The organism is Frankia gtarii (genome assembly GCF_025403375.1).
GTDB classification, from domain to species: Bacteria; Actinomycetota; Actinomycetes; order Frankiales; family Frankiaceae; genus Frankia; species Frankia gtarii.
Genome location: NZ_JAMPTM010000477.1, coordinates 1 through 2,450, shown reverse-complemented (window position 1 = coordinate 2,450; position 2,450 = coordinate 1). Strand labels below are relative to the sequence as shown.

Sequence of the window (2,450 nt, the reverse complement as noted above, 5' to 3'; positions counted from 1 at the left end):
GTCTTGATCAGGGGGCGGCGGGAACATGTGCCTGCCCAGGACGACCATCGTCGAAGTCCGCCGTTCTCAGAACCCGACGGCCTCGGCCGGGTGCTCCTGCGACTGGTAGTGCATGCCGACCAGCGGCGTGCCGCCGGGCGGATCGCCGGGCGCCCGCAGCGCCGGGCGGGCGGTGGCGCGCTGGTGCCCGCCGCTGGGCCCCGCGGTCAGCAGGCGTAGGAAGAACGAGCCGAAGGCGGTCTGCGCGCCGAGCACCATCAGGGTCATGGCGAACAGCGCCGGCCGCATCTCGTTCAGGGGACCGAGGTCGTTCGCGAGCCACCGCACGAGCACCACGATGTCGACCACGAACCCGACCGTGAACAGGCCGGCCCCGAGTGCCAGTCCGCGTTCGAGGGTGAACACCCGGTGGACCAGCGGCAGCGGCCAGCGGCGACGCTCCTGCCAGCCGACCGCGTGGTTGTGGACGTCCGCGCAGACACCGAGCAGCACCACCTGCCAGCCGAGCAGCGCCAGCAGCGCGAACAGGATCGAGAAGTGCAGGTCCAACCGGTGGAAGCCGAGGTCCAGCGAGCCGGGCAGCAGGACCGCCTGGCCGACGAGCCCGAGTGCCAGCAGCACCAGACCCGGCAGGACGAACAGGTACCGCGGCGCGAGCAGCAGCATGAACCGCAGGTGGCGCCAACCGTCGCGCAGCGAGTGCAGCTTGGAGTCACCCACCCGCGGATGGTAGGTGATCGGCACCTCCTCGATGCGCAGCTCGGCGCGCCCGGCGGCGATGACCAGCTCGCTGGCCAGCTCCATCCCCTCGCAGCGCAGCCGCATCCGCTGGTACGCCTCGCGGCTGAACGCGCGCATCCCCGAGTGGGCGTCGGAGGAGCGCACGTCGAACAGGTGGTTGAGGATGCCGGTGAGCACCGGGTTGCCGACATAGCGGTGCAGCCAGGGCATGGCGCCCGGCAGGATCTTGCCGGCGAAGCGGGAGCCGAGCACGTAGTCCGCCCGCCCGGCGCGCAGCGGGGCGAGCAGCGCGTCGAGATCGGAGAAGTCGTAGGAGTCGTCGGCGTCGCCCATCACGATCAGCCGGCCCTCGGCGGCGGCGAAACCGGCCAGGTAGGCGTTGCCGTAGCCGCGTCGCGTCTCGTGCACGACCCGGGCGCCCGCCGCCTTGGCGAGCTCGGCCGACCGGTCCGTCGAGCCGTTGTCGACGACGACGACCTCGCCGACGGCGCCCGCGGCGGCGAGCCCGGCGAGGGCCTTGCGCACGCACACCCCGACCGAGTCCTGCTCGTTGAGGCACGGCATCACGACCGAGACCTCGAACGCCTGCCCCCGCGAAAGAGTTGCCCCGCTGGTGGCGGGAGTCTCCCCGACGGTGCCGGCGCCGATGCCGCCCGTGGCACTCTCCATCGTCCGTACCCCCTCCATGGCCGGGCGTGCCCGTGACCGTCCACCGGTGGCTGTCCATGACGGGAGTCCGATGACCGGTCTCCGGCTTGCCGACGCCAATCATGCAGGTGGACGCATCAGCAGACCGACGCGAGCCATTCTGGCGGCCGGTGCCACGGATCGCTCGGCCGCAGTCCCGTAACCTACCGATCTGCTCGCATGGTCCGGTTACCGGTATCCAACCGCGGACACCTCCGTAGTCCGTCGAGCTGGGTTGTACTTGCGCGCCGCGCGGCTCCTGTGCTGGTCAGGGCCGATCAGGAGGTGCCCCGCGGCTGGCCTGCGTTGTGGCGTGGCAGACACGCCGGGCTGTCACACGCGCCTCGGTGTGACGCTTCTTACGGGGAGGCGTAACGTCTGGTGCTCGTGCAAGGTGTTCGCGTTTCAGACGAGGTGCCGGCGCTTCCCGCGTCGACCGATGACCCAGACGCTTCCTCCGCCGCCGCGGCCGCTCGGGCGCTCACCCCCCCGCGCAGAGGCTGCCCTCATTCCCCGCCCTGTCCAACCGCGGACGGTGCCGACCGTGACGCCGCGCGGGTGACAAACCAGCACTGGGACCAGGGCTGGAGCCTGCTGTGCAACGGGGTGATCCTGTTCGACGACACCGGCGAGATCCTGCCGACAGGTCGTACGGTCGAGCCGCGGCGCGCCCTGCCGCGGCCGGCCTGCGCCCCTCGGCCGCCGGCGCCACGGCGGGCGAGCCAGGCTCCCATCCGAGTCTGACCCGCCCTCGCCGGACCTGACTCACCCTCGCCGGACCTGACCCGCCTCCCGCGGCCGGCGGCTGTGAAGTTCGTCCAGAATGATCCGACGAGCCCGCAGGCGGGTACGGTGCCGGGCGTGATGGCGAGATCGACGGGCGGGTCTGTACGGCGGATTGTCGGGTCAGCGCGGGGGCCTCGCCTGGTCGACCGCTGGCGGGCGGAGGTGCCCCCCGGATTCCTACCCGGAGCCGGACTCGGAGCCGGACTCGGAGCCGGGGTTGGGGTCGGGGTTGGGGT

Annotated in this window: 2 protein-coding genes; one reads left to right on the top strand and one right to left on the bottom strand. The window is 72.0% G+C overall.

What is annotated here, in order from left to right:
- Nucleotides 1-66: 66 nt before the first annotated feature.
- A complete protein-coding gene (locus NBZ83_RS31620) occupies nucleotides 67-1,410 on the bottom strand; it encodes a glycosyltransferase family 2 protein (protein ID WP_261568889.1) in 1,344 nt (447 codons plus the stop codon).
- Between the two features lie 399 nt (nucleotides 1,411-1,809).
- Between NBZ83_RS31620 and NBZ83_RS31615 the strand changes: the two genes are divergently transcribed.
- Entirely contained in the window at nucleotides 1,810-2,172 is a 363-nt protein-coding gene (locus NBZ83_RS31615) for a DUF5999 family protein (protein ID WP_308203362.1), read from the top strand.
- Nucleotides 2,173-2,450 lie beyond the last annotated feature (278 nt).

Bases quoted from the DNA above. Each gene is read 5' to 3' on its own strand.
- NBZ83_RS31620 (WP_261568889.1), bottom strand. From the start codon at position 1,410: ATGGAGAGTGCCACGGGCGGCATCGGCGCCGGCACCGTCGGGGAGACT.